We start from the raw sequence: 25,840 nt of genomic DNA, 5'->3' as shown, positions 1-25,840 counted from the left end.
GTTTGGTGGGCATCAACGGTTTTCCGTCTTTTGAAATAACAGGAACTCTTGCCATGGAGATAATCCTTAAGAGTAAAGTTAAAGTCCCTTACCGCAACACAATCAAGATGTCTTGTCTAACAACGCTTTACCAATAAAGCTGAGAGGGAATCCGAACTAGGGAAGTATTCGGAGGTCTGGGCCAGATTGTGTCTCGATGCGGTAGTCTCTACTTGCGTCGCCTAAATTGGTCTAGGCAAGCCCCGTCGCTTTTAGGGCGGGGTTAGTGACAGAATACCTTAAGTAATCAGTGATCACTGATTACTCAAATCTGAATAACTGGTAACTGATCACTGAAATTACTCGTCTTCAGCGAAAATAAAGCGAGTTAGTTCACTAGGATCGGGTTCGGGGCTAGATTCGGCAAATTTAACCGCTGCTTCGATTTCAGCTTGAATTTTCTCCTCGATTTCTTTTAATTCTTCTCTCGTGGCCAGATCTCGCTCGTAGAGGTAGGCGGCAAAGCGCGTGATCGGATCTCTTTCGCCCCAGAATTGTTTCTCGTCAGCACTGCGTAACTCGTCGGGATCTGCTAGAGAGTGACCCCGGAAACGATAGGTTAAGGCCTCAATTAAAGTCGGCCCCTCACCGGCGCGGGCGCGGGCCACGGCTTCTCTGGCAGCGGCATGAACGGCCACCACATCCATACCGTCCACTTCCACACCGACCATACTAAAAACACTGGCTTTTTTATAGATTTCTGGTTGAGAAGTGGCTCGATCGTGGGCCATCCCGATCGCCCACTTATTATTTTCCACCACATAGATAATCGGCAACTTCCAGAGGGCGGCCATATTCAGACACTCAAAAAACTGGCCATTATTACTCGCCCCATCCCCAAAGAAACAAACCGTTACCTGATCGGCACTGGCATCGGCCATGGCTTCCCGACGGTATTTACTTTGAAAAGCCGCCCCGGTTGCGACGGGAATCCCCTCGGCCACAAAAGCGTAACCCCCCAAAAGCTTATGTTCGGCGGAGAACATATGCATGGAGCCGCCCCGTCCTTTACTGCAGCCGGTAGCTTTGCCAAATAACTCCGCCATTACCTCTTGAGCGGGAACTCCGGCACTGAGGGCGTGGACGTGATCGCGATAGGTGCTAGAAACGTAATCTTCTCCCTGACGCAAGGCTTTAATAATACCGCTAGATATCGCTTCTTGACCGTTGTAGAGGTGGACAAAACCGAACATTTTGCCTCGATAATACATTTCGGCGCATTTATCTTCAAACATCCGCCCCAAAACCATATCCTCGTATAGGCGAAGACCTTCAGCTTTGGTAATAATGATGGAAGCAGGATTAAAGGTTGGTAAAGTACGTTCGGAAATCATAGGGTCTGTAGTATCATTTAGACAACAAAAAGGCAAGGGGAGAGGAAGCGGTAGATTTTTCGAGAATTCTGGCAGTGAATTTTTTGGTCTTAAACCAAGGGGTTCTTAGTATTTTCTCTCTCAAATCTAATCTTAGTCAGTCAGAGATTGGCTAGGATAAGATGGTATCTTGTTATTTTACTCGCTCCGCTCTCACTTACATCACTTAATTCACTGAGGACTCTCCAGAGTTGAGGTACAGCTAACCGTGCGAATTCCTCTCGACTACTACAGGATATTGGGAATCCCCTTTCAGGTGAGTGCCGAGCAGATTGATTTGGCCCACGCCGACCGGGGACGGCAATTGCCGCAGCAAGAATACAGTCAAACAGCGATCATTGCCCGTCAGCACTTGTTAGATGAAGCTTACCAAGTGTTAAGTGCTGCGGATCGCCGTCGTGATTACGATGCTCAATTTTTTGATCCCAATCCCTTGCTTCTCAACCCAGAAAGCAGCGCCGAAAACCTAGATTCTCAGGCTGGGGAGGTGGCTGCCGCTTCTCCAGAATATCCCACTCCCCAGATTACCATTGCCCCCGCCGATCTGGTGGGAGCTTTGCTCATCCTGCAAGAGTTGGGAGAATACGAGTTAGTGATTCGTTTGGCCGAAACTTATCTAGATTTAGAGCCAACTACTCGCCCAGACATGATCTTAACCTTGGCTTTGGCCTACGGGGAATTGAGTCGGGAATATTGGCAGGATAAAAATTATGAACAGGCGGCCAGCACCGCATCCAAGGCCCTGACTTGGTTGGAACAAGAACAAATGTTCCCGCAAGTGGCCAGCGAGATTCGCCATGATTGCGATCGCTTGCGTCCCTACCGGATTCTGGAATTGTTATCCCAGGAAAAAAAACCTAGTCTTGCCCGTCAGCGCGGCTTGAATCTCTTGGAAGAGATGTTAGAAGCTCGCGGCGGCATCGATGGCCAGGGTGATGATCGCTCTGGGTTAGGGGTGGATAATTTTTTACGCTTTATTCAACAGTTGCGGGTTTATTTAACTCAGGCCGAACAGGAAAAAATCTGGGCAAAAGAGGCACAACGCCCCTCGTCGGTGGGTAATTATCTGTTGGTTTATGCCTTGATTGCCCGCGGTTTCGCCCAAAAACAACCCGCCGCTATTGTGGCAGCCAGCGATCGCCTACAGCAATTACAAAAACATCAGGATGTCTCCCTCGAGCGATCGATCTGCGCCCTACTGCTCGGTCAAACCGAACAAGCAAGCACAATTTTAGAAAAAAGTCAAGAGCAAGAAATATTAAATTATATTAAGGAACAATCCGGGCAATCTCCCGATCTTTTACCAGGGTTATGTCGTTACGGTGAGCGTTGGTTACAAACAGAAGTTTTCTGCCATTTTAGTGATTTGGTTGAGCGGAAAGCCTCACTAAAAGAGTATTTTGCCGAGGAAGAGGTACAAAATTATTTAGAAGAATTGTCAGGTTTTCCTGACGAAAAAGTTCCCGTGTCGGTTCAAGAAAAGGTTGGCGAACCTTTAAAATCGGAAGTAAATGTTCTCAAAACCCACACCCCCCCCACCCATTTAAACCCAGTGCCAGGAGCGACACCGATGAGGGAATCTGCTTATTCTTCCCACTCTCGTCCCCAAAAACCGTCTTTAGCTAGAGCTAACGGTGAGCGGACAGGCACTGCTGTACCTGCCCTGAGAGCCACTGCTCAGGAGGAAACTTTCACCCCCTATACTCAGGGCAGTGTGGTGGTGACAGCAGCCTATCGTCAACCGGCACTTAATCCCCCCCGTCGTCGTCCCCGTCGCTCGCGCCCCCCAGCAGCGGGCAACTCCCAGCCGGCAGCCCCAGAAACGGTAAAAACTGCCCTAGTCGCACCGAAACGGAGACGACCGGCCCGCAGAAAACTACGACTCGATCGAGTGGCAATATTGGGGGTAGGATTAGTGGGAACGCTCGCAGTTTTGTCCTTGGGGGTGAGGGCCATTGTCGATAGTCAATCTCCTTTGGCAGCCTTACAAGGGGAACAGTTACCGATTTCTTTAAATACTCCCATACTAGAAATTCCTTCGGCTAACGCAGAGGTTATGGAAGGGAATCCCTTAGGCAAGGAAACGGCTAAGGAGACGATTCAAGCTTGGTTAGCAGCAAAATCGGCCGCTTTTGGCAGTGAACACCAAAAAGAGCAATTGAAAGAGGTTTTAACGGGTTCAGCTTTGGAAATTTGGCAAAAACGGGCGGCGGCTTTACAGGGAAATAACTATTGGCGCTACGATCATCAGGTGGATGTGCGATCGGTCACTAATAATGCGAAAAATCCTAATTTAGCCACGGTGGAAGCGACAGTAAACGAAAAGGCCATGTATTTCCATAATGGCAAGGAAATTGTCAATCGTTCCTATAATGAGTCCTTGAACCTGCGCTATGATTTGGTACGGCAAGGAGATAAATGGTTGATCGAAAAAACCCAAGTCTTACCCTGATTTTTCCCGATTAAATCCCCAAAAACTAGGCTTTAGGCTGCCCGCACACCCAATAAAGGCTGCATGGCAGCCTTTTCAGTGGCAAGTGGGGAAGTGGGGAAGTGGGGAGAAGGGAGCAGGGAGAAAAAAGCTGATAACTGATAACTGATAACTGATAACTGATAACTGAAGACCGACTCCCCCCAAAGGAAAACTTTGTACCTCACCATTAAGATAACTTCTATATCTTTAGACTGATAAATACTCGATTCCCTTAATATTTTTTAACATAAAATCTGCTCTTTGATTGCTGTCATTGGTTCCCTAGAAGTCAAGCTAATGAGTTATGATACTAGGTAGGAATCCATAGTTCTTAGAGGAAAAAGCGGGGCAATCTCAATGTTTTGCCCACCCACAAGACCATGATTTTGATCTTTTAAAAGTCTCGCATAAGTCTTTAAGAACTTTTAAAATCAGCATTCACAAGGAGGGATATTATGACAGGTAAGAGTAAACGCGGTTTTGCCTCTATGGATCAAGCTAAACAAAGGGAAATCGCTAGTAAAGGTGGTAAAGCTGCTCATCAAAAAGGTACAGCCCACGAATTTACCTCCGAAGAAGCTCGCGAAGCGGGACGAAAGGGTGGTGAAGCAGTTAGCCGGGATCGCGCCCACATGGCAGCTATTGGACGGGAAGGGGGTAAAAATTCCCACAAAGGCAGTCGCAAAAACTTAAACTCCGAAGAAAATTACCCAACCAACGAGTCTATAGGTGAAAATTCCTCAGATTTCAGCAACTCGGAGGCAAATAGTTGACTTTTCTTGACTTTTTCTCAGACTGAGAGGGTGTTAGGGTGTTGGGGTTTTAGGGTGTTGGGGTGTTGGGGTTTTAGGGTGTTGGGGTGTTGGGGTTTTAGTTGAATTCCCCCATTTCCCCATTCCCCCATTCCCCCATTTCCCCATTTCCCCATTTCCCTATTCCCAATAAATACTTTAAGGTTCGATACTGACAATCCAAGTACCGACGTAGAGACGGACGGGAATATTGCCAGAGGCAGTCACATCACAGGTAAAGTAATAAGTGCCTAATTCGGGATTTCTGACATTAGACATGACGATTTCAACTTTGCTGGTGGGATCGATCGCTTGTTCGGGGACAATTTGAATAATGCGACTATCCTTGTCCCAAACCACTTCCTTTAAAGGTAAAGATTTGTTGTTGATGCGTACCTCGATTTTATTGGTGTCAAACTGGCCGTTAAAATAATCGGGATAGGAAATAAAAAAAGCTGAAGCCCCTTGGGAGAGTTTTTTCGGCGGAATATAGAATTTATAACGATCCATTTGCCTGGGACGACCACCAAATTGCAAGAAATAATCTAAGATATCCTTGCGATCGACTCCACTAAAAATTGTTAGGCCGGGGTTGCCATTGGCTAAAGTTATTTTTGGTAAAATAATTCCCGCACCCACCCCTAAGGATAGAGCGATCAAAGCGGGTGTCCTAGCATATTTAATTACTTTTGTCAAGAGTTTTAACATAAATTTTAACCCAAGGTGAGGGGGATGGTGATGGCCGCAAGGAGCCTAATACAGTTCAACTCTAACAAAACTCGCTCGTTTCTTACCTAGACCTTTGCCAGTCCGATAAGTGTCTTGATTAACGCTTCATCGCTCGCGCCATATCCCGTTGATCCTGACGACGTTTCAAATCTTCGCGTTTATCGTGTAATTTCTTGCCTCTACCGAGGCCAATGCTGATTTTTACCCAACTACCTTTAAAATACATCTTCAAAGGCACAAGAGTTAAGCCTTTCTGTTCCACTTGACCGATGAGTTTGCTGATTTCCTTTTTGTGCATCAACAATTTTCTCGTCCGGCGCGGATCGTGATTAAAATATTCGCTACTCTGTTCGTAGGGGGAAATATGAACATTAATTAACACCGCTTCACCATTGCGGACTAAAACGTAACCATCCCGCAGGTTCACCTTACCAGCGCGCACAGATTTAACCTCGGTCCCCAGCAACTGCACCCCCGCTTCAAAAGTCTCTAAAATCTCGTAGAGATGGCGTGCTTGCCGGTTATCAGTGATAATTTTGATTTTGTCGTCTTGATTGGCCATATAGTCAAGTGAAAAGTGAAAAAGCTGTTGGGTGTTGGGGTTTTAGGGTGTTGGGGTGTTGGGGTTTTAGGGTTTTAGGGTGTTGGGGTTTTAGGGTGTTGGGGTTTTAGGGTGTTAGGGTTTTAGGGTGTTAGGGTTTTAGGGTTTTAGGGTTTTAGGGTTTTAGGGTGTTGGGGTTTTAGGGTTTTAGTTGAAATTCCCCATTTCCCCATTTCCCCATTTCCCCATTTCCCCATTTCCCCATTTCCCCATTTCCCCATTTCCCCATTTCCCCATCTTACTCGCTCTTTTGCTCTCTCTGGACTGACTGCTGGCGGCTCTTTGGTGATCACCGGCCTTGTCAGGGGGAACGAGAAGGGGGAAAATGAGAGCAGTGTTAAATTTTTATGAAGTTTGGTTCTGTGGACAAAATTCGTACTGTTTCCGATAGTAAGCGTGATTTTTATACTCGCCACACCCGCCCCATCAATTCGGTATATCGGCGCGTGGTTGAGGAATTATTAGTTGAGATGCACCTGCTCTCCGTTAATGTAGATTTCCATTATGATCCAATTTATGCCCTTGGTGTGGTTACTTCTTTCGAGAAGTTCATGGAAGGCTATCGTCCGGGGGAGGATAAACCGAATATTTTTAATGCTTTGTGCCAAGCGGTTAACGGTAATCCCGAAGTCTATCGTCGTGATGCCGAAAATATGATCGCTATTGCCAAAGAAACTAATATTGATTCCTTGCTTTCCCAACTGCAAAACCCTGCTCTCGGTGGTAACAATCAGTTGTCTGATAGTCTAGTTTCGGTGATTAATGCGCCTAAGTTTAAGTATAGTCGCCTGTTTGCCATCGGTCTTTATACTATTTTAGCCGAAGCACAACCAGACATAATCAAGGAAAAAGAAAAACGCGAACCAATTTTGCAAAAGTTCTCAGAAATTCTGCATCTCTCCAGCGAGAAACTGCAAAAAGACCTCGATGTTTATCGCGGTAATCTCGATAAAATGGATCAGCTGCTCAAGGTTATTGAAGATGCTCTAGAAGCAGAAAAGAAAAAACGTCAACAAAAAGAACAGGAAAAACAAACCACCCCGCAATAAAGGCTCTCAACCGGAAATTACCGCGTGCAGACAAGGGAATAGGGAACAGAAAAAGGATTAAATCGGCTCTCTTTCTTTACTGTTCCTTCTGACCTCGTTCTACAATTAGGATCGGCAACCCTCAATATTTATTTCCCGTGACTAACTCCTCCATCACCGCACCCGTAACCGATATTTTGGCAAAAGCGCGGTCAGGGGCAAATTTATCGGCAAAAGAAGCGATTATCTTGCTAGAAACTACCGATAACCGTTTAATTGCCCAGATTCGGGAAACGGCCGACTTTTTGCGTCGTCAACAGGTGGGAGATACCGTCACCTACGTGATCAATCGCAACATTAATTTTAGTAACATTTGTGAGCAGCATTGCAGTTTTTGTGCATTCAGACGCGATGAAAATGAAGAGGGGGCCTTCTGGCTTAATTTAGAGGAAATTATCGCTAAAGCGACGGATGCTGTCCGTCGTGGGGCCACAGAAATTTGTATGCAGGGAGGATTAAACCCAAAAGCCAAGATTAAGGGCAATTCCTTAGACTATTACCTCGAAATTGTTAAAAACCTGAAACAAGCCTTTCCAAACCTGCATTTACACGCTTTTTCGCCCCAAGAAGTCCAATTTATCGCTAGGGAAGACGGTTTAAGTTACGAAAAAGTTATCGCTTCCCTGCAAGAAGCAGGAGTGAATTCTCTACCGGGGACGGCTGCCGAGGTGTTAGTGGATGAGGTAAGACGGGTAATTTGTCCAGAAAAAATCGATGCCGCCACTTGGTTAGAAATAGTCGGTATTGCCCATCGCTTGGGGTTACATACCACCAGTACCATGCTCTGCGGTCATATTGAAACCCCTAGCCAACAGGTGCAGCACCTTGAAAAAATTAGAAAACAGCAAGAAATCGCCCTAGAAAATAATTATCCGGCTAAAATCACCGAATTTATTTTATTGCCTTTTGTGGGACAATCGGCCCCCAAACCCCTGAGAAATCGAGTCGGACGGGATCAACCAATTTTAGCCGATACATTAAAGTTAACAGCAGTGGCGCGGATTTATTTGGGCAATAGCATTAAAAATCATCAACCCAGTTGGGTAAAATTGGGCTTACAGGGGGCGACAGAAGCCTTAAACTGGGGTTGCAACGATCTCGGTGGTACTCTCATGGAAGAACATATTACCACTATGGCCGGGGCTGTGGGCGGTACTTGTTTGACCGTCGAGGAATTAGCAACGGCGATTAAATCCCTCGATCGCCCCGCCCGTCAACGGGATACAATCTATTAAAGTCTATTTAACCCGAATCCTGGATTAGCTGAAAGCTTGATCCGGGATTCAGGCTAAAACTTTCCTTCTCCCGTCCGACTGACGTTAATTGAGTATTAAGAAGGTACGCTATTGAGATAGTTATATTCTCCGACCTGATAGATCAAATTAGCTACGAGTCCTGTCCAACCTGTTTGATGGCTTGCTCCCAGTCCTTGACCGGTATCTCCGTGAAAATACTCGTAGAACAGTATTAAATCCTGGCCATCAGGGGTTTTGAAAAGCTCACGAAGTTTTGGGTTATCTCCGTAAACTGGTCGTTTCCCTGACCCGTCAGGCAGGAAAATACGGATTAAGCGTTTGGATATTTCTACCGCTACTTGTTCAAGAGTATTTCTTCCACGTTCTCCAGTGGGAAACTCCACTTTAAACTCATCTCCTAGACAGTCATGAATGTAATTATGAAACTTATAAAGCGAATCAATGATTAGAAAATTCACAGGAAACCATATTGGACCGCGCCAATTAGAATTACCTGTATGTACAGGAGAGTTCCCTGCTTCTCCTGGTTCGTAGAGAATTCTGGAAGGTAAAACACTGTCATACATATCTTTCATGAAGCAAGGAATCGAGTAAGGTGAACCAAACTCAGAGTTAGGATCGTGAACTTTTGAAAGACTGCGAATACCATAGTCGCTCAAAAACTCCTGTTTATCCAGTAGCTTTTTGACGATTGATTGCAACTTATCAAAGTCAACAATTGACAAATACATCTCTAGGTTATTATTATGATTGTGCTTGTCTGCGATGTAGAAACTTTCATATTTTCCTCTCAAGTAATCAAAGTCGGTTCCTGGCAAGAACAATTGGGACAATGAATTAGGGTTAGAGAACTTAGATTTAAAAGCATCGATTATCTGGTTTTGATATTCCTGACTTTCGGATTCAAAAATATCAATCGCACATAGGGGAATTAAACCGACTAATGAACGATACTTCAAGGGAAACTCTAGGGTCAAATTTTCCTGAACAATACTGAGAATATCGTAATAGAATTCATCCTTCTGATCCCACAAATGCGTTCTATTTTTTTCAGTAATATCATTGATAGCATTGGCGATATTAAGGAATTCTTTGAGGAACCTGGTTGCAGCTTCCATCTCTTCGCTAGATGGGTCTTGACTTCCTAACTCTATGGCAATTCTCAGCATATTTAAGCAGAACATAGCCATCCAGCTTGTTCCATCTGCTTGTTCAATTTTTACGTCATCAGTTTTAAAGTGACTGCGATTTATGAGACTGATATTATCTAGTCCTAAAAAGCCTCCACTAAAAAGATTATTTTCAGGTATTTTTTGAACTTCTAACCACCAATTAAAGTTACTATTCAGCTTGTGAAATATTTTTCTTAGGAAATCTTTGTCCGAAAAACCATACATACGTTTCTCAATTTGATAAACTTGCCAAGCTCCCCAAGCGTGAACAGGTGGATTACCTTCACTAAAGTTCCATTCAAAAGATGGTAACTGTCCATTAGGATGGATATACCAATCTTCTAAAAATAGACACAATTGTTCTTTAGCAAAATCTGGGTCTATTAAAGCAAAAGTAACAGCATGAAAAGCTGAATCCCAGACAGCATACTGGGGATATTCCCATTTATCTGGCATAGAAATTATGTCTTCATTATGTAGATGAGTCCATTTGGAGTTAAATTTTCTAGTGTCGGATTGTGCTTTATCTGGTAGGCTATCTGAGGGGTATATTTTATGCCACTTTCTGTCTTGATATGACCAATCTCCTTTGAGCCAATCTTGAACTATATAGTAATAAAATTGCTTGTTCCATAGCATTCCTGCAAATGCCTGTCGTTGAACTTGTCGTTCCTCATCTGAAATTGGAAAATCTGAAGGAGTAATAGCTTGATAAAATGCGTCAGTTTCTTCTTTGCGCTTGTCAAAAACCTTCTCAAAATCACTTCCAAAAGGATTAGCATCAGGTAGTTGATCCGGCGCAATATCTGTCAAGCGCAACCATATCACTTGAGGTTTATCAGCTTCAATAGTGAGGTTATAGTGAGCGGCTGCTTTTGTCCCTTTCTGTTCAGGGTTGACTTTATCTAGCTCTTGATTAACGACATAATTGTTGATTCCGTCCTTAACATATTTACTCGCATTAGGAGTATGGAAAATGCGTTCGTTGTTAGTTTCATTTTCAGTAAATAACAGAGGAGTATCTCCTTGACAATAGAGATAATAATCACCTAACTCACTATGATGGGCTTTAATAGTAGCTACATTATTGGCAACTTTCTGCAAACTTGGTTTTTGTTTTTCCCTTTCTGCATCTCCCAACCAAGACCAAGTGTTACGAAACCAGAGAGTAGGTAAAATATGTAGTGGATGAGCTTCAGAGCCTCGATTCCAAACAGTAATTTTAATTAAAATATCTTCAGGAGTCTTCTTGGCATATTCAATAACAACATCAAAGTAACTATTATTGTCAAAGCAACCTGTATCAATTAGCTCATATTCAGGGTGTTCCTCTCCTCGACTATACTTAGCATCTCCTCGTTTATTATTCTCTTGAATGAGCTTCTTATAAGGAAATTCATAAGGATACTTATACAATGCCTTCATATAAGAATGAGTGGGGTTATTATCTAGATAAAAGTAATATTCCTTGACATCTTCCATGTGATTTCCTTGATTAGGCCAGCTATCGAATCCTGTTAAACCAAAAAATCTTTCTTTGAGATGCTTTTCGGAATGCTGATCTTTTTCATTCCAAAGCTCATCTTCTTCATTCCAAAGGGTTAGGGCAAAACATAGACGCTGACGCTCATCAGAAATTCCCAATATTCCATCTTCTCCCCAACGGTAGGCACGAGAACGAGATTGCTCGTAATCAAAATATCTCCAAGCACTACCATCCTGACTATAATCTTCTCGGACAGTTGCCCATTGGCGATCGCTTAAATAGGGACCCCATTTTTTCCAAGGGATATTTTGTTCACGGACTTCTTGCAAGCGTTTGTATTCTTCAGTTTGTTTCCGAGCTGCCACGAAGGAATTATCTTTTTGGGTATCTTGAATTGTAAACATGACTTTTCTCCTTTATCTTCATTTTTTGTCCTGTACTTAGCTTTTTGCAGTCCCTATATTTTTTGTCCTGTACTTAGGTACTTGGTATGGTGGACTTGTTGAACCAAGAATCCCTCCCATGAGCACTTCGGGGAGCGTCAAATAACCAACTGCCTTTAAATCCCGAAGCTCCAGTCACCAGCAGCTTTTCCCCAGACCACCGCTACCCTAAGAGTTGGGAGATAGGCATTTCTTGCATGGCTATAACCTCCTTTTCTCTGAAAAAGTGCCTTATGAGGTTCTGACTTGATTCTATCGAGAAGCAAACTAAGTATAACTACTTAAGTAAAAAAACTTAATATAAATTGGGTTGGGGATAGGCCGAAACTCTGCTGCTATCCCAGCCAGTCAACCTGATTTTTTGGTGGAATTCATGGCAAAATCTTCTTAGCCTGAACTAACTTTAATCAAGCCCAACAATTGCCCCCTTGCCGGCAATCACTTCGCCGATTTGGTAGGCATTAATCCCAGAGGATTGTAGTTGATTAATAGTCAATTGCGCCAGAGCCGATGGGACAATGATCACAAAACCGATACCCATATTAAAAGTATTAAACATGGCTTCGGAATTAACCGATCCCATCTGGGCTAACCAGTGAAAAATCGGCAAAACCGGCCAACTTTTGCGGTAAATCTGCACAGAATGCCCTTTACCTAAGCAGCGGGGCAAATTTTCCGGGATGCCACCCCCAGTAATGTGGGCCATGGCGTGAATATCTAACCCAGAGCGCAAAAGTTCTAGCACAGGTTTAACATAAAGTCTAGTGGGAGTTAACAAAACTTCACCTAAGCTAGAGCCAGCCAAAATTTCGGGGCAATCTTGCCAATTTAAGCCCTGGGTGTCGATAATCTTACGAACAAGACTAAAACCGTTACTGTGAACCCCACTACTGGCTAAACCGATAGCCACATCGCCGATTTGCACCTTACTGCCGTCGAGTAATTGACTTTTTTCGACAATACCGACGCAAAAACCTGCTAAATCGTACTCTCCGGCCGAATAAAACCCCGGCATCTCCGCCGTTTCCCCTCCCAAAAGAGTACAACCACTATCACGACAGGCCCTAGCGATTCCCGATACCACCGCCGCTAACTGTGACGCTTCCAGTTTACCGGTGGCGAGATAATCCAAGAAAAATAAAGGTTCAGCCCCGGAGGTTAAGACATCGTTGACGCACATGGCCACGAGGTCAATTCCCACCGTATCATGGCAATTGAGACTATGGGCAATTTTCAGCTTGGTTCCCACACCATCAGTTCCCGATACTAACACCGGTTGCCGATAACCGGAAGGTAACTGAAAATAGCCGCCAAAACCGCCTAAACCGCCGATAACTTCGGGACGGAAGGTACTTTCCACATTTTGGCGAATTTTCTCGACAAAAGCGCGTCCCGCTTCCACATCCACGCCCGCTTCTTTATAATCCATGCCCAATTGACCGATTGTATCTCTCAAATTTTACCCAGATTTCGGTCCCATGGGAATTATGAATTATGAATTATGAATTGGGAAGTGGGGAGGAAAGGGTGCGCGAGACGGCCAAAATTGCTGCTTTGACTCGAAGGTGAGAATCCGTCGTAACGCAGCACCTATGATCGACTCATCGACTAAGTAGCTGGTTACAATTAAAGATAAAATACAAAGAACCAGAAGCCTGCGCCACTATCTAACAATTAATTGAGATTGCTTAATTAGGGTTTGCTGAAAAAGTACGGGCGAAGCATTCGGATAGAAAATCTACGGTTTCACCGATAGGTTATTACCCGAATGCTTCGCCCCTACAGGACGCAATCGCCGCTCAAGATGCCAGGTTTTGAAGCACGATTATCTCAAAATCTTGCACCTGTTTCGCAAGAAAAGCCACAAAACTCTTACCTTGCCTACATTTCACATTTATTCAGCAAGCCCTAATTAATTAGGAGTTTAGCAAAATGTCTAACGAAACGGTCACTTATTCCCTTGAGGCTGTCTTGACAAGGATTGAGGGGAAAATCGACTTTTTACAAAGAGATGTCAACGAGCGTTTAAACAAGCTAGAGATAGGACAATCAGAATTAAGAGGGGACATTAAAGCTTTAGATGAGCGACTAACCGCAGAAATTAAAGGGTTAACTGCAAGAGTCGCTGATCAGGAATTTACCAATCGGGGGATTCTGATAGCTTTGGTTGTTGCCATTTTAGGAGGAGCGGCCAAAATTTTTGGTTTTCTCCCCAATCCTTGACAGCGATCGCATAATGTTTGAAGAAATTAACGCCCAATTGAAACGGCTAAAAAATTAAACTACAAAGATCGAGTGTCTTTTCTGTCAATCTTCTTGGGGATATTTTTCCCAAAGATCCGTGATTTGGCGAAGACTTTGGAAGTTGCCATTACCGAGGATCAAATGATCTAGGAGAGGAATGGCTAGATAGGTAGCTCCCTGTAATAATTGTTCTGTGAGTAAAATATCGTCTTGACTAGGCGCAAGTGACCCAGTGGGGTGATTATGGGCGATAATTAACTTAGTAGCTGATTGTTTCACTACTTCTCGAAAGATTTCTCGCGGATGTACCAGTGTTTCTGTAGCTGTGCCGATAGTAATCACTTTTAGTGCGATTAACTGATTTTTGACATCGAGTAAAATAACGGCGAAACGTTCCTGAGACTGATACATTAGTTCGTGTCCAAGGATAGCGGCAGCGGTATCGGGACTATCGATAACCATTTTTTCCGTCGGTCGTCGTTGAAAAGCTCGTTTTCCCAATTCGATCGCCGCTAGAATAGTAGTAGCCTTAGCCGGTCCAATGCCATGAATAGCGGTTAATTCCTGGGGGTGAATATCCCTCAAAACGTCCAAAGGATCCCGGCGATATTTACTCAATTCGTTGAGAATATGCTGTCCTAAACCCACCGCCGAGAGTTTCCCCTTACCTTGACCTGTAGCTAGTAAAATCGCTAATAATTCGGCGTTACTGAGGTTTTTCGCCCCGACACTGATTAAACGTTCCCTTGGTCTTTCACTGACGGGAATATCGGCAATTCTCAAGCTGTAGGTCATGGAAGTGGCAAGCTACCGCGATAAAATTCCATCATACAATTTTAGCCAGTGCCTAGAGGGATTTGGCGGGTAAATCAAGGGGAAAAATTTTGGGTGCATCTCACTTATGCAGGAATACCGACAATCAGCAATTATCAGTGACTCTTAGATGATTACAAATGTATCAGCAGCTGCGTGTAAGCATCCCACCGAAAAACTAATGCGCGAGGGGTTTGGGGACGGCGCTTGCGTCCCCAACGGGGGGTTTGGGGGGTAGAACCCCCCAAAAGCTTGGATTGAGTGATAAAATCGGAAGTAATACTAAATCCGGTTATTAAAAACTGATTATTTATTCTCCGTTTTGCATCAGTGCCTCTTGCATGAGTGCCTCTCTTTATAAGTAGCCTATACTCAACGGATTTAGTATGATGCCCGATTTTAGCCGAGAGTTTCCCCGTAAAAATCCCAATTGGTAGATTTACAAAAATGAAATGCACCCAAAATTCTCCTTACTGATAGCGAATTCCCGCATCTTCGAGGCGCTGTAAAGCTTCCCCTAATCGCGGGATATCGGCGATTAAACTGACGCGCACATAACCTTCCCCTCCCTCTCCAAAAGCATTGCCCGGAGTGACCACGACACCAGTTTTTTGGAGGACGCTGAGGGCGAAATCCGTGGAAGTCATACCGACGCTACAGGGGACCCAGAGATACATTGTCGCCTTAGAGGGGGGAATATCCCAACCTAATTGCGCCAAACCTTTGATGAAAAAATCTCGTCGCTGCCGGTATCTTTCCTGTACTTGTTTGACGTATTCATCCGGCAGTTGTAGGGCGGTTTCGGCCGCCTTTTGGATGACGGAAAAGATGCCATAATCGAGATTAGTTTTCAGGGTGCGTAACCCTTGAATAATATCGGCATTGCCCACGACAAAACCGACGCGCCACCCGGCCATATTATAGGTTTTCGAGAGGGTATGAAATTCTACACTAATCTCTTTTGCCCCCGGAATTTCTAATAAACTGGTGGGCTGATAACCATCAAAACTCAATTCAGCATAACAGAGATCGTGGACGAGCATAATCTCATATTGCCGGGCCCAAGCAACGATTTTTTCAAAAAATTCCAGGGGGGCAACGGCGGCGGTGGGATTACTGGGATAGTTAAAATAGAGGATTTTCGCTTGTTTAGCCACATCTTCGGGGATAGAATCGATATCTATCAGCCAATCCTGTTCCGCTTTTAAGATTATTGGGTATAGCGTCGCCCCAGCAATCAAAGGACCGCGAAAATGGGCGGGATAGGCGGGACTGGGAACTAAGACCACATCGCCGGGGTTAACATAAGCTAGGGCCAGGTGAGATAGGCCCTCTTTGGAACCTAGCAAGGGTAAAGCTTCGTTATCGGGATTGAGTTCCACACCATAAGAGCGATCATACCATTTAGCGATCGCTTCTCGGAAACTGGCGGTTCCTTCAAAGGGGGGATAACCGTGAAATTGGGAGGTTTCAAAAGCTTGAATGGCCGCTTCGATAACTGGACGCGGGGCAGGACCGTCCGGGTTGCCCATACCTAAATCGATTAAATCTAGTCCTTCTTTGCGGGCTAAGGCTTTTAATTCATCCAAGCGGGCGAAAACGTAGGGGGGTAAGGCACTTAATCGCTTGGCGCGGCTATTCGTCCAATTTACACTCATTACTTCTTGGCTTACTGATCGAGGTAATCTAACATTATCGCACGAGTGTATGGCTAATTTAAGTAGGTAGGCGTTAAAAGTTGTCAGATACCCCCCTTATCAAGGGGGGATTAAGGGGGGATCGAACCTAAAATCCATTTTTAATTTAATTATAACCAGCTACTTTGCAGTTAGTTATTAGCTGACTTCTTTGTGTCTCAGTATGGCTAGAATTGCCCGACACCGGAGATGGAGAGCCAAACTAAGGTAATCTGATTAATAGAGGCCCAAAATTACTGATTAGCCCCAGCATTACCCCCATTCTTCGGCATTATCCGCCGGTAAGTCCTGACTCCTCACTCCTCAATTCTTTTCTCAAATATGACTGCGATTGCTGTTCAGATAACTTCTATTTTACCCGCCGACACGACGGTTATTGCCTGGCCACAAGTGCCAAAAGAGGAACAAGAAAGATTATCAAGGGCAATTAGGGGCAAAAGTCCTGAAATTATAGTTTATCCCGCTAATACAACCGCTTTATCCTCTCTGGTGCGTTTTACCAACGAAAATCGTCTGTCTTTACTGGCCTACGGTCAAGGCAGTAAATTAGATTGGGGTGGGTTAGTCGAGTCGCCCGATATTTTAGTTAGTACCCAAAATCTCAACCGGATTATTGACCATGCTAGGGGAGATTTAACTATAACCGTGCAAGCTGGGCTTAAACTAGCGGATTTACAGGTTTTTTTAGCTCCTAGCGGTCAATTTCTTCCTCTTGATCCCAGTTACGCCGATAATGCCACGATTGGCGGTATTATAGCCACAGCCGACGCGGGAACATGGCGGCAAAGATACGGTGGTGTCCGGGATCTGATCCTAGGATTCTCCTTTATCCGTCACGATGGCGAGATTGCTAAAGCTGGAGGGCGTGTGGTCAAGAATGTGGCGGGATACGACATGATGAAGCTATTTACGGGTTCCTACGGCACTTTAGGGATTATCGATCAGATTACCCTACGACTGTATCCCGAAACTGCTAACTCAGAAACCCTGATAATCACTGGAAATAGCGAAAATATTAGCAAATTGAGTCAAGTTATTCGGCAATCGGCCTTAACTCCCACCGTGGCTGAATGTTTAAACCCAGGGATGACGCAAGCACTAGGATTAGGGGAAAAAGTCGCTTTACTGCTGCGTTTTCAAAGCATTCCCGAAAGTATTAGCGAACAATCGCAACAGGTGAGTTATTTAGGGCAACAGTTAGATTGTCAGACTAATTATTATCGGGATGAGGAAGAAGTTTCTCTAGGGCAAAGATACCGAAAAACAATCGATAATTATGACCAAGAGGGCATTTTTTTCGGCAAAATAGGATTATTACCTAGCAATTTAGCTCTAGTGATCGACCAAATTAACGGACTAGCCTCGATTAATATTAGTAGTGGGGTGGGTAAAGTTATCTTAAAATCGGAGGAAAATCTTGACAAAATTCGCTCTTTATGCAGTGCCAATCAGGGTTATTTAACGGTGTTAACTGCGCCGCCATCGCTAAAAGAAAAAATTGAACCTTGGGGCTATACAGGTAACGCAATTACCATGATGAAAACCCTAAAAACTAAATTCGATCCTCACGGTATTTTTAGTCCTGAACGCTTTCTTAACAAAATCTAATTAAAAATTATGCAAACCTCCGAACATTCCGTTAACTTTCAAGAATTAATCGACCAAAAAAATCAAGGATTTGACCCCAAGAATCCCCCTGCCCAAGAATTAATCGATAGTTGTGTTCACTGTGGTTTTTGTCTATCTACCTGTCCCAGTTATCGAGTGATTGGCAAAGAAATGGACTCCCCCCGGGGCAGAATTTATCTGATGAATGCCATCAATAAAGGGGAAGCAGTTTTAGACGAAACCACTAGCCAACATTTTGATACTTGTTTAGGTTGTTTAGCCTGTGTTAGTACCTGTCCATCGGGAGTACAATACGATCAATTAATCGCCGCAGTTCGTCCGCAAGTGGAACGCAATCAACCCCGCAGTTTTAAAGATAAAATTATTCGTTTTCTCATTTTTAATCTCTTTCCCTATCCCGTCCGTCTCAAATTATTTTTACCTTTCCTCTGGTTATATCAAACCCTAGGATTACAAACCCTAGTCAGGAAATCGGGTATCTTAAAAATGCTCTTTCCCCGTCTAGCGGCTATGGAATCAATTTTGCCCAGAATTACTCTAAATTCTCTGTTTAAAAACTATGCCGATGTTATTCCCTCCCAAACTGAAAAACGCTATCGGGTGGGAGTAGTTTTAGGTTGTGTGCAGAGACTCTTTTTCTCGCCAGTAAATGAAGCGACAGTGCGGGTTTTAACTGCCAATGGTTGTGAAGTGGTTATCCCAAAAACCCAGGGTTGTTGTGCCGCTTTACCCGCACATCAAGGACAGGAAAAACAAGCACAAAGTTTGGCCAGACAAATGATCGATAGTTTCGCAGAAACCGAGGTTGATTATATTATTATTAATGCGGCGGGTTGTGGTCATACTCTCAAGGAATATCATCATATTTTAGCCGATGATCCTGAATATAAAGATAAGGCTGAGGAGTTTGTGGCTAAAGTACGCGATGCTCAAGAATTTTTGGCAGCAGTGGGATTAACTGCTGATTTATCGCCGATTACCGAAACAGAATTAACCCTAGTTTATCAAGATGCCTGTCATCTTTTACACGGACAAAAAATCTCCGTGCAACCACGGCAATTATTGCAAAAAATCCCCAATATTAACTTAAAAGAACCTATCGATGCGGCCTTGTGTTGTGGCAGTGCCGGAGTTTATAATATGCTACAGCCAGATACTGCCGATGAATTAGGTCAGCAGAAAGTACGCAATTTATTAAATACTGGGGCTGCGGTGATTGCTTCTCCTAATCCGGGTTGTTCCCTACAAATTAAAAAACATCTACAATTACAGGGAAAAGATACACCCGTTATTCATCCCATCGAATTATTAGATTATGCCATTCGCGGGCTGAAAATTTCCTAAAATAGAAAAGGGGTTTCTTCAAGAAAACCCTTTTCTATTAGATTAGATATAGGTAGCCCAAGATTTGGCCCAGGCGAGCATTTCCTGAACTCGATCGAGGGTTGAAGATTCACAGTAGAGACGCAAAACCGGTTCTGTGCCACTAAAGCGAATTAACAACCAACTGCCATCTTCTAAACGGAATTTATAACCGTCCATAGGATTACAATCAGTCACTTGTTTACCGGCAATTTCCCTTAAGGGATCGTTATCCAAAGCAGTAATTAACTGAGCGCGAGCTTCCATATTAGCTAGGGGTAAATCAATACGATCATACTCAGAATGAAAACCAGTTTTATCCTGTAATTGCGCGTAAAGATCGCTTAAATCTTGGCCCGATTCTACCACTGCTTCCAAAACGTATAAAGCTGATAGTAAAGCATCCCGTTCGGGAATGTGAGTACCATAACCGACACCTCCCGACTCTTCCCCACCAATTAACACAGGAGTGGTCAACATTCGATCGGCGATATACTTATAACCGATCGGGGTTTCAAAGACCGATAAACCGTATAAACTGGCTAATTTGGGGATTAAATCGGAACCGCTCACCGTTTTCACAATTTCCCCTCTCATTCCCTTTTTGCCGGCTAAATGCTCGATTAGAATCGGGATGAGATTTTGGGTGCTTAAAAAATTCCCCCGACCATCGATCGCCGCCACTCGATCGCTATCGCCATCGAAGACCAAACCTACTCGCAAAGGGGCTAAATTTTCGCTCTGAGCCAGTTTATCGATGATTTCCCTCAAATTTCTCGGTAAAGGTTCCGGAGAGCCGCCACCGAACAAAGGATCGCGATTGCCGCGTAATTCCGTGATCCCCACCCCCAAAAGACGCTCTAAACCGGTAGCCGCCGCACCGTGCATGACATCGGAATAAACTTTTAGTTGTCCCGATTCGATCGCGTTGGCAATAGCGGCAATGTTAACTTTTTGGCGTAAACCCTGACAATAACCAGACCAAGGCTCAAAAGTGCTTAATTTACCTGCATTGGCCTTAAATTGCGGCGGATTAGACAATAAAGCTTCAATTTGTTGGGTAATTTCCGGCGAGACAGAACCACCAAAATAACCTTTAACCTTCAAACCGAGATATTTAGCCGGGTTATGACTGGCGGTTAACACGATCGCACCGAGAGCATTTTCTGAGCGAGCTGCCCAACTAAAAGCGGGAGTGGGAGCGTAGGATTGGGAGAGAAGCACATCAAAACCGGCTTTTTGAAGCGATTCCGCCGCAGTTTGAGCAAAATCCTCCGCCATAAACCGCCGATCATAGCCGACGATCATCGTCCGCGAACCCGTGATCTGACCATAATTATCCGCTAAAACCTGAGCCGCCAAGGGAGCGAGCAGAGCGACTCGATCGAAAGTAAAATCGGCGGCGATAATCCCGCGCCAGCCATCGGTTCCAAATTTAATCGGGTTCACGGTGGTCATGATTTACCCCTAAATATCCATTTTCCCAATACTGTAACCCGCTCCGTACCCCTTGGCGATAGGGAATGGGGGAGATGGGGAGATGGGGAAATGGGGAAATGGGGAAATGGGGTAATGGGGAGACCACTTCGTGCGCGTTGCGGGGGGAAATGGGGAAATGGGGAATTTCAGCTAAAACCCTAACACCCTAACACCCTAACACCCTAACACCCCAACATCCCAACACCCTAAAAACCCAATACCTTTTCAGGTTTCTCGATCATCGGTTTTTGCTGCCAGATCGAGCGCACCGACTTCACTGGCTAATAATTTTTCCATTAACATTTGTAACTTCATCCGTTCTATATAGGGCCATCCCCCGGTTTCCTCGATATCCCGGAGTAATCCGTATAAGTCCTTACGGGTATTGGGTAAAGATGGCTCGAACATCTGCTCGCGAATTTGCCGATGTAAATTTTCTAAAGTTCGCAGCAACATTAACAAACCGTTACAATCTCCCTGCTGTTCTTCGGCGATCGCTGTCACCGTCGTTACAAGGGAATGTAGTTGGCTATCTAATTGGCTATTATCTCCCGGCAATCGGCTATTCATCGAAATTTCTGCATCTGAAAACAGTCACACCAATCATATCAGTCATCAGTTATGAGTTACTTAGAGCCTCCTGACTTGAAAGAGGGTGTGGGGTGGGGGAAGTGGGGAAGTGGGGAAGTGGGGAAGTGGGGTGTGGGGAAGGAAACCTCTTTCATCTGTGGTGGTGAAAATTTTTTCATCAGGACTGCCACCTATCTCCTATCTCCTGCCTGCCGTCCCCTGTCTCCCATCTTCTCAATGGTCACTGATCTTTGATAAACTGGGTTTCGGTGAATTGGCGCCTAATTCATCAGGCTATAGATCAAGGGTAGTAATTGTAAAGATTGACAAAGAGAGGTTGACATAGATGAGATTTCGTGCCTTGTTAGTTGCCTTTTTAGCCTTGTGCTTAGGGGTGTTGACAGCTTGTAGCGACGCGCCTAGTGCCGTCCTGAATAGAAACGAGCTAACCTATGATGAAATTTTAAACACTGGATTAGCTAACAAATGTCCGCAGATTTCCGAGTTTACCCGGGGTACTCTCCCCTTAGAAAGCGGCGAAAGTTATGTGGTGACAGATTTATGCTTGGAACCCCAGGAATATTTTGTCAAGGGTGAACCCATTAATAAGCGGGAAGCGGCCACCTTTATCCCGGGTAAACTCTTAACCAGAGATACCACCAGTTTAGAACAGATGACAGCGACCTTAACCGTAGGCGAAGACGGTGTTTTAACCCTCAAGGAAGAAGACGGTATTGATTTCCAACCCATTACCGTACAATTACCCGGAGGTGAAAGAGTTCCCCTCTTCTTTACCATTAAAGGTTTCACTGGCAAAACCGAAGCTGGATTTAGCTCTATCAACAGTTCCACGGATTTTGAAGGCGACTTTAAAGTTCCCTCCTATCGTGGTGCTGGTTTCTTAGATCCCAAAGGTCGGGGTGTGGTGACGGGTTATGATAATGCTGTCGCTTTACCCGCTAGTGCTGATAGTCAAGATTTCCAGCGTGCTAACGTCAAAGCGACGGAACTGGGTAAAGGTACTATGTCTTTACAGGTGACTAAAGTTGACGCTTCTACTGGCGAGTTTGCTGGTGTTTTTGAAAGTGAACAGCCTTCCGACACCGATTTAGGGGCAAAAGATGCTGAAGAAGTGAAAATTCGCGGCATTTTCTATGGTCGTCTCGAAGCTCGTGCCTAATTAATAAATTCAGAATTTCTGGAAATTAAGGCGAATTTCTCCCTAGAGAAGTTCGCTTTTTTTCAGCCCTCTTGGGGTTATTCAAGGGTTAAAATAAAGATTGACCTCGCCATGGAGGAAGAGTTGCTAATGCCCAAGAAGACGAACAAGAAAACGGAAGCCAAAAGTTACAACCATGGCGAGGAACATCCCCAGCGCCCCGATATTGGCACGGAACCCCACTTCAAGAAGAAAAAACCCCCTTTCACCTATCGTTATGATTCCTCCTTGTCCCCGGAGTTAAACTGGGATGAAAACCCCGCACGAGAAGAAGCTGAGGCCTTAATTGAGCAAATTCTCGCAGCCGAAGATTTAGAAACCGCCAAAATAGCAGCGCGTAAACTCAAGGCAATCGGTGAACCGTTTTTAAATTGGACAGGAAAGGCCGAAAGATTATCTTTTCAAGTGCCGACTTTACCCCTATTTGTCCATGAACGTTTATCCACTAGGGCAATTATTGAAACCCTGAAATCCCACAAGGTGGAAAAGGGAGAACAATTGAATCTATTTAATGACCCTCAATGGTCAATTACTGACCAGATTCTCCGAGCTTATGAATATCACGATAAATGGGTAAACCGGATGATTCTCGGTGACTCGTTGCTGACGATGAACTCCCTACTGCAATACGAGGGGATGGGGGGTAAGGTGCAGATGATTTATATTGACCCTCCCTACGGGGTAAAATTTGGTTCTAATTTTCAACCTTTTGTCAGAAAACGCGATGTTAAACACAACGATGACGATGATTTCACCCGCGAACCGGAGATGGTGCAAGCTTATCGAGATACTTGGGAATTAGGGTTACATTCCTATCTGAGTTATTTACGCGATCGTTTGTTGTTAGCCCGGGAGTTATTAACTGATAGTGGTAGTGTTTTTGTGCAGATTTCCGATGAGAATGTTCATCATGTTCGGGAATTGATGGATGAGGTTTTTGGGGGGGAGAATTTTGTTAGTTTGATTACTTTCGTAAAAACATCTGGTCAAACAGATAACCTATTATCATCAATATCCGATTATATTCTCTGGTACAGCAAGAATAAATCAGTAATTAAATACAATCAACTTTTTTTAGATAAAAGTATTGGTGGACAGGGAGCAGGTGCTTACAAGAAAATAAAACTATCAGATGGCACTATAAGAAATATAACAAAGGAAGAATTAGCTAATCCTGATCTTATCCCTAAAGGAGCAAGACTATTTCGATTAGGAGCATTAACCAGCCAAAGTCCTGGAAGTAAATATCCTGTAACTATAGGAGAAAAAACTTATAACCCAAAAGGGTACTGGAAGACTCAAGAGTCATCAATGCAAATTTTAATAAAAGCAGGTAGAGTTGTTCCATCTTCCAATGCTCTAAATTATGTAAGATTTTTTGATGATTTTCCGGCTTTTCCTATAGCAAATAATTGGACAGATGTTGGAAGTAGTGTTGGAGGTGAAAAATTCTATGTCGTTCAAACATCCAATAAAGCAATAGAAAGATGTATTTTAATGACCACCGACCCAGGCGATTTAGTATTAGATATCACCTGTCTAAGAAAAGGTACAAAAATCCTTATTCCCCAGCAACCAACTAACTCCCCCCCTTTGAAGGGGGGGCAGGGGGGGGTAAAATCTCAGATACTGGGGTCTACCCCCCCAACCCCCCCGACATCGGGGGGGCAAGACGGAGCAACCCCGACATCGGGGGGGCAAGACGGGGCAACCCCGACATCGGGGGGGCAGATACCGGGGAGCTACCCCCCCAACCCCCCCGACATCGGGGGGGCTTTAGAGGCTTTAGAAATAGAAAAATTACAACCAGGAGATTATGTCATCGGACACGATCTGCAACCTCATCGGATTCTTCGTACTATCAGCAAAACCCATCAAGGGAAAATGATCGGGATTCGTCACCACCTTTGTCAGCAAATCCTCTGGGTAACGGGAGATCATCGAGTCTTATGTCAAAAACGGACAACCAGTTATGGCGGCGATCGCAATTGGGAACATATTCCTAAAAATAATTTTGGTTTAGCTAGAGAAATGAGAAAAGAAGCTACTCCAGCCGAAGCTAAATTATGGCAAGAAATCAAAGGAAATCAATTAGGAGTTAAATTCCGCCGTCAACATCCTATTGGACGTTATATTACCGACTTTTATGCAAGAGAAAAGAGTTGTATTGTTGAAGTAGATGGAGATAGCCATTATAGGCCAGATGCGATAGTTTATGACCAAGAAAGAGATACTTATTTAAACTCTTTGGGATTAACTATTTTGCGATTCAATAATCAAGAAATTTATCATAATTTGGCGGGAGTATTAGAGACAATTAAAGCCACATTTGCTGCGGTTGAACCTTCAGAAGATCATTACAAAGAATGGCGACGGGCTGATACTTTAAAAGTCGGTGATATTGTTTATTTTGGCAGGGAACAAATACCCTGTGAAATTAAAGATTTAAAATCGGAAATAACTACGGAAACAGTCTATGATTTAGAGATTGAAACTGTCCATTCTTTTATTACTGAAGTTTGTACTGTGCATAATTGCGGAAGTGGGACAACCGCCTACGTTGCCGAACAATGGGGGAGAAGATGGATAACCTGTGATGTCAGTAGAGTACCCTTAGCCTTAGCCAGACAGAGACTATTAACCGCCACTTTTCCTTGGTATGAACTGAAAGATAATAACTCACCGGCGGGGGGTTTTATCTACAAGAGAAAACAGAATAGTAAAGGGGAAGAAATTGGGGGAATTGTCCCACACATCACCCTGAAAAGTATCGCCAATAATGAACCGCCAGAATCAGAAATCTTAGTTGACCGTCCCGAAGTAGATAAGAGTATTGTGCGGGTGTGTAGTCCCTTCACCATCGAGGGAACCATACCGCCTCCGGTGGAGATGGAAGACGAACCGGAAAGCGCAGCGGTGGTAATCGAGAATAGCGGTTCTTATGAAGAACGGATGTTGGAAATTTTGCGGAAATCTCCCCTCTTGCGTCTGTCTGGGAACCGCACCATCACCCTGAACAACGTGCGACAGCCAACGAGAACCCAGAATCTATCGGCTGAGGCAATGGTCAAAGCTAGTGATTTAGAAGGTGCTACCTTGGAGGAGGTGGTAGATGAGGCCCTAGAAGTAAACCTGAACCAGCTTCCCCTCTCCCAGAAACCGGTGGCGTTTCTATTCGGACCGGAGAACGGAGCGATCGCAGAACAGCCCATTTACAGAGCGGCCGGGGAAGCCTATCATCGGAAATTTTGGGTCTGAAACCCCGCCGTTCTAGGTTGGCTTTACGTTAGAATTAAAAGGCCAGTCTCGAAAACCAAGTGGACGGCGCAGCACCTTGAAAACTCGGCTTAGGGGGTTCCGACCAGAAAAGCTTGGC

22 protein-coding genes are annotated in these 25,840 nt (G+C 44.4%); 10 read left to right on the top strand and 12 right to left on the bottom strand.

Annotated features, from left to right (window positions below; all coding sequences use genetic code 11):
• Positions 1-338 precede the first annotated feature (338 nt).
• On the bottom strand, positions 339-1,373 hold the full coding sequence (gene pdhA / locus IM515_RS15710; protein ID WP_002761057.1) for a pyruvate dehydrogenase (acetyl-transferring) E1 component subunit alpha: 1,035 nt from the start codon (positions 1,371-1,373) through the stop codon (positions 339-341).
• A 247-nt stretch (positions 1,374-1,620) separates the two neighbouring features.
• Here pdhA and IM515_RS15705 point away from each other — a divergent pair, with 247 nt between their 5' ends.
• Positions 1,621-3,864, top strand: coding sequence for an IMS domain-containing protein (locus IM515_RS15705; protein WP_287630432.1), 2,244 nt, complete (start codon positions 1,621-1,623; stop codon positions 3,862-3,864).
• 32 nt (positions 3,865-3,896) lie between these two features.
• On the opposite strand, the gene IM515_RS15700 is transcribed toward IM515_RS15705, so the two are convergent.
• Positions 3,897-4,073, bottom strand: coding sequence for a hypothetical protein (locus IM515_RS15700; RefSeq protein ID WP_287633529.1), 177 nt, complete (start codon positions 4,071-4,073; stop codon positions 3,897-3,899).
• 267 nt (positions 4,074-4,340) lie between these two features.
• On the opposite strand from IM515_RS15700, the gene IM515_RS15695 reads away from it, so the two are divergent.
• The gene (locus IM515_RS15695; protein ID WP_002767802.1) at positions 4,341-4,658 is read left to right on the top strand and encodes a KGG domain-containing protein; all 318 of its coding nucleotides are present in this window, start codon (positions 4,341-4,343) and stop codon (positions 4,656-4,658) included.
• A 17-nt stretch (positions 4,659-4,675) separates the two neighbouring features.
• On the opposite strand, the gene IM515_RS15690 is transcribed toward IM515_RS15695, so the two are convergent.
• From IM515_RS15690 to IM515_RS15675, 4 genes are all read right to left on the bottom strand, one after another.
• Complete coding sequence (locus tag IM515_RS15690) at positions 4,676-4,813, bottom strand: hypothetical protein (protein WP_287633527.1); 138 nt, start codon at positions 4,811-4,813, stop codon at positions 4,676-4,678.
• A gap of 22 nt (positions 4,814-4,835) precedes the next feature.
• A complete protein-coding gene (locus tag IM515_RS15685) occupies positions 4,836-5,384 on the bottom strand; it encodes a DUF2808 domain-containing protein (protein ID WP_287630431.1) in 549 nt (182 codons plus the stop codon).
• Positions 5,385-5,502: 118 nt separating this feature from the next.
• The gene (smpB, locus tag IM515_RS15680; protein ID WP_002732921.1) at positions 5,503-5,967 is read right to left on the bottom strand and encodes an SsrA-binding protein SmpB; all 465 of its coding nucleotides are present in this window, start codon (positions 5,965-5,967) and stop codon (positions 5,503-5,505) included.
• 146 nt (positions 5,968-6,113) lie between these two features.
• A complete protein-coding gene (locus IM515_RS15675; protein WP_287698061.1) occupies positions 6,114-6,299 on the bottom strand; it encodes a hypothetical protein in 186 nt (61 codons plus the stop codon).
• A 69-nt stretch (positions 6,300-6,368) separates the two neighbouring features.
• Here IM515_RS15675 and psb29 point away from each other — a divergent pair, with 69 nt between their 5' ends.
• Positions 6,369-7,055, top strand: a complete 687-nt coding sequence (gene psb29, locus IM515_RS15670; protein WP_196219692.1) for a photosystem II biogenesis protein Psp29 — start codon at positions 6,369-6,371, stop codon at positions 7,053-7,055.
• Between the two features lie 137 nt (positions 7,056-7,192).
• Positions 7,193-8,329, top strand: coding sequence for a 7,8-didemethyl-8-hydroxy-5-deazariboflavin synthase subunit CofH (cofH, locus tag IM515_RS15665; RefSeq protein WP_287630429.1), 1,137 nt, complete (start codon positions 7,193-7,195; stop codon positions 8,327-8,329).
• Between the two features lie 95 nt (positions 8,330-8,424).
• On the opposite strand, the gene IM515_RS15660 is transcribed toward cofH, so the two are convergent.
• Positions 8,425-11,412, bottom strand: coding sequence for an MGH1-like glycoside hydrolase domain-containing protein (locus IM515_RS15660; protein WP_287630428.1), 2,988 nt, complete (start codon positions 11,410-11,412; stop codon positions 8,425-8,427).
• A 442-nt stretch (positions 11,413-11,854) separates the two neighbouring features.
• A complete protein-coding gene (gene purM, locus IM515_RS15655) occupies positions 11,855-12,880 on the bottom strand; it encodes a phosphoribosylformylglycinamidine cyclo-ligase (protein ID WP_193959063.1) in 1,026 nt (341 codons plus the stop codon).
• 503 nt (positions 12,881-13,383) lie between these two features.
• Between purM and IM515_RS15650 the strand changes: the two genes are divergently transcribed.
• On the top strand, positions 13,384-13,674 hold the full coding sequence (locus IM515_RS15650) for a DUF4164 family protein (protein WP_072927055.1): 291 nt from the start codon (positions 13,384-13,386) through the stop codon (positions 13,672-13,674).
• An 84-nt stretch (positions 13,675-13,758) separates the two neighbouring features.
• On the opposite strand, the gene radC is transcribed toward IM515_RS15650, so the two are convergent.
• Entirely contained in the window at positions 13,759-14,490 is a 732-nt protein-coding gene (gene radC / locus IM515_RS15645) for a RadC family protein (RefSeq protein WP_002767813.1), read from the bottom strand.
• Between the two features lie 488 nt (positions 14,491-14,978).
• Positions 14,979-16,166, bottom strand: coding sequence for an aspartate aminotransferase (locus tag IM515_RS15640; RefSeq protein ID WP_287630427.1), 1,188 nt, complete (start codon positions 16,164-16,166; stop codon positions 14,979-14,981).
• Between the two features lie 360 nt (positions 16,167-16,526).
• Between IM515_RS15640 and IM515_RS15635 the strand changes: the two genes are divergently transcribed.
• Positions 16,527-17,813, top strand: a complete 1,287-nt coding sequence (locus tag IM515_RS15635; RefSeq protein WP_287630426.1) for an FAD-binding oxidoreductase — start codon at positions 16,527-16,529, stop codon at positions 17,811-17,813.
• 9 nt (positions 17,814-17,822) lie between these two features.
• Positions 17,823-19,178, top strand: coding sequence for a (Fe-S)-binding protein (locus IM515_RS15630; protein WP_287630425.1), 1,356 nt, complete (start codon positions 17,823-17,825; stop codon positions 19,176-19,178).
• Positions 19,179-19,220: 42 nt separating this feature from the next.
• Here the strand turns inward: IM515_RS15630 and IM515_RS15625 are convergent, their stop codons facing one another.
• Positions 19,221-20,654: a phosphoglucomutase/phosphomannomutase family protein gene (locus IM515_RS15625; RefSeq protein WP_287630424.1), complete on the bottom strand. Its 1,434-nt coding sequence runs from the start codon at positions 20,652-20,654 to the stop codon at positions 19,221-19,223.
• Positions 20,655-20,900: 246 nt separating this feature from the next.
• On the bottom strand, positions 20,901-21,245 hold the full coding sequence (locus IM515_RS15620) for a hypothetical protein (RefSeq protein ID WP_287630423.1): 345 nt from the start codon (positions 21,243-21,245) through the stop codon (positions 20,901-20,903).
• A 51-nt stretch (positions 21,246-21,296) separates the two neighbouring features.
• On the opposite strand from IM515_RS15620, the gene IM515_RS15615 reads away from it, so the two are divergent.
• The 3 genes from IM515_RS15615 (at position 21,297) to IM515_RS15605 (ending at position 25,722) form a co-directional block, all read left to right on the top strand.
• Complete coding sequence (locus IM515_RS15615) at positions 21,297-21,500, top strand: hypothetical protein (RefSeq protein WP_287633104.1); 204 nt, start codon at positions 21,297-21,299, stop codon at positions 21,498-21,500.
• A gap of 91 nt (positions 21,501-21,591) precedes the next feature.
• Positions 21,592-22,425, top strand: a complete 834-nt coding sequence (locus tag IM515_RS15610) for a photosystem II manganese-stabilizing polypeptide (RefSeq protein WP_002738218.1) — start codon at positions 21,592-21,594, stop codon at positions 22,423-22,425.
• Between the two features lie 129 nt (positions 22,426-22,554).
• Entirely contained in the window at positions 22,555-25,722 is a 3,168-nt protein-coding gene (locus IM515_RS15605; RefSeq protein WP_287695541.1) for a DUF559 domain-containing protein, read from the top strand.
• Positions 25,723-25,840 lie beyond the last annotated feature (118 nt).

The organism is Microcystis sp. M44BS1 (assembly GCF_020244875.1).
Lineage (GTDB): Bacteria > Cyanobacteriota > Cyanobacteriia > Cyanobacteriales > Microcystaceae > Microcystis > Microcystis panniformis.
The sequence above is the reverse complement of the archived record's forward strand: the minus strand, read 5'-3'. Positions and strand labels throughout refer to the sequence as shown.

Bases quoted from the DNA above. Each gene is read 5' to 3' on its own strand.
- purM (WP_193959063.1), bottom strand. From the start codon at position 12,880: ATGGATTATAAAGAAGCGGGCGTGGATGTGGAAGCGGGACGCGCTTTT.
- IM515_RS15695 (WP_002767802.1), top strand. From the start codon at position 4,341: ATGACAGGTAAGAGTAAACGCGGTTTTGCCTCTATGGATCAAGCTAAA.
- IM515_RS15685 (WP_287630431.1), bottom strand. From the start codon at position 5,384: ATGTTAAAACTCTTGACAAAAGTAATTAAATATGCTAGGACACCCGCT.
- IM515_RS15700 (WP_287633529.1), bottom strand. From the start codon at position 4,073: ATGGTGAGGTACAAAGTTTTCCTTTGGGGGGAGTCGGTCTTCAGTTAT.
- IM515_RS15640 (WP_287630427.1), bottom strand. From the start codon at position 16,166: ATGAGTGTAAATTGGACGAATAGCCGCGCCAAGCGATTAAGTGCCTTA.
- IM515_RS15690 (WP_287633527.1), bottom strand. From the start codon at position 4,813: ATGGGGAAATGGGGAAATGGGGGAATGGGGGAATGGGGAAATGGGGGA.
- IM515_RS15605 (WP_287695541.1), top strand. From the start codon at position 22,555: ATGCCCAAGAAGACGAACAAGAAAACGGAAGCCAAAAGTTACAACCAT.
- IM515_RS15615 (WP_287633104.1), top strand. From the start codon at position 21,297: ATGAGTTACTTAGAGCCTCCTGACTTGAAAGAGGGTGTGGGGTGGGGG.
- IM515_RS15650 (WP_072927055.1), top strand. From the start codon at position 13,384: ATGTCTAACGAAACGGTCACTTATTCCCTTGAGGCTGTCTTGACAAGG.
- IM515_RS15660 (WP_287630428.1), bottom strand. From the start codon at position 11,412: ATGTTTACAATTCAAGATACCCAAAAAGATAATTCCTTCGTGGCAGCT.
- IM515_RS15625 (WP_287630424.1), bottom strand. From the start codon at position 20,654: ATGACCACCGTGAACCCGATTAAATTTGGAACCGATGGCTGGCGCGGG.
- IM515_RS15620 (WP_287630423.1), bottom strand. From the start codon at position 21,245: ATGAATAGCCGATTGCCGGGAGATAATAGCCAATTAGATAGCCAACTA.
- smpB (WP_002732921.1), bottom strand. From the start codon at position 5,967: ATGGCCAATCAAGACGACAAAATCAAAATTATCACTGATAACCGGCAA.
- pdhA (WP_002761057.1), bottom strand. From the start codon at position 1,373: ATGATTTCCGAACGTACTTTACCAACCTTTAATCCTGCTTCCATCATT.
- IM515_RS15610 (WP_002738218.1), top strand. From the start codon at position 21,592: ATGAGATTTCGTGCCTTGTTAGTTGCCTTTTTAGCCTTGTGCTTAGGG.
- IM515_RS15630 (WP_287630425.1), top strand. From the start codon at position 17,823: ATGCAAACCTCCGAACATTCCGTTAACTTTCAAGAATTAATCGACCAA.
- radC (WP_002767813.1), bottom strand. From the start codon at position 14,490: ATGACCTACAGCTTGAGAATTGCCGATATTCCCGTCAGTGAAAGACCA.
- IM515_RS15635 (WP_287630426.1), top strand. From the start codon at position 16,527: ATGACTGCGATTGCTGTTCAGATAACTTCTATTTTACCCGCCGACACG.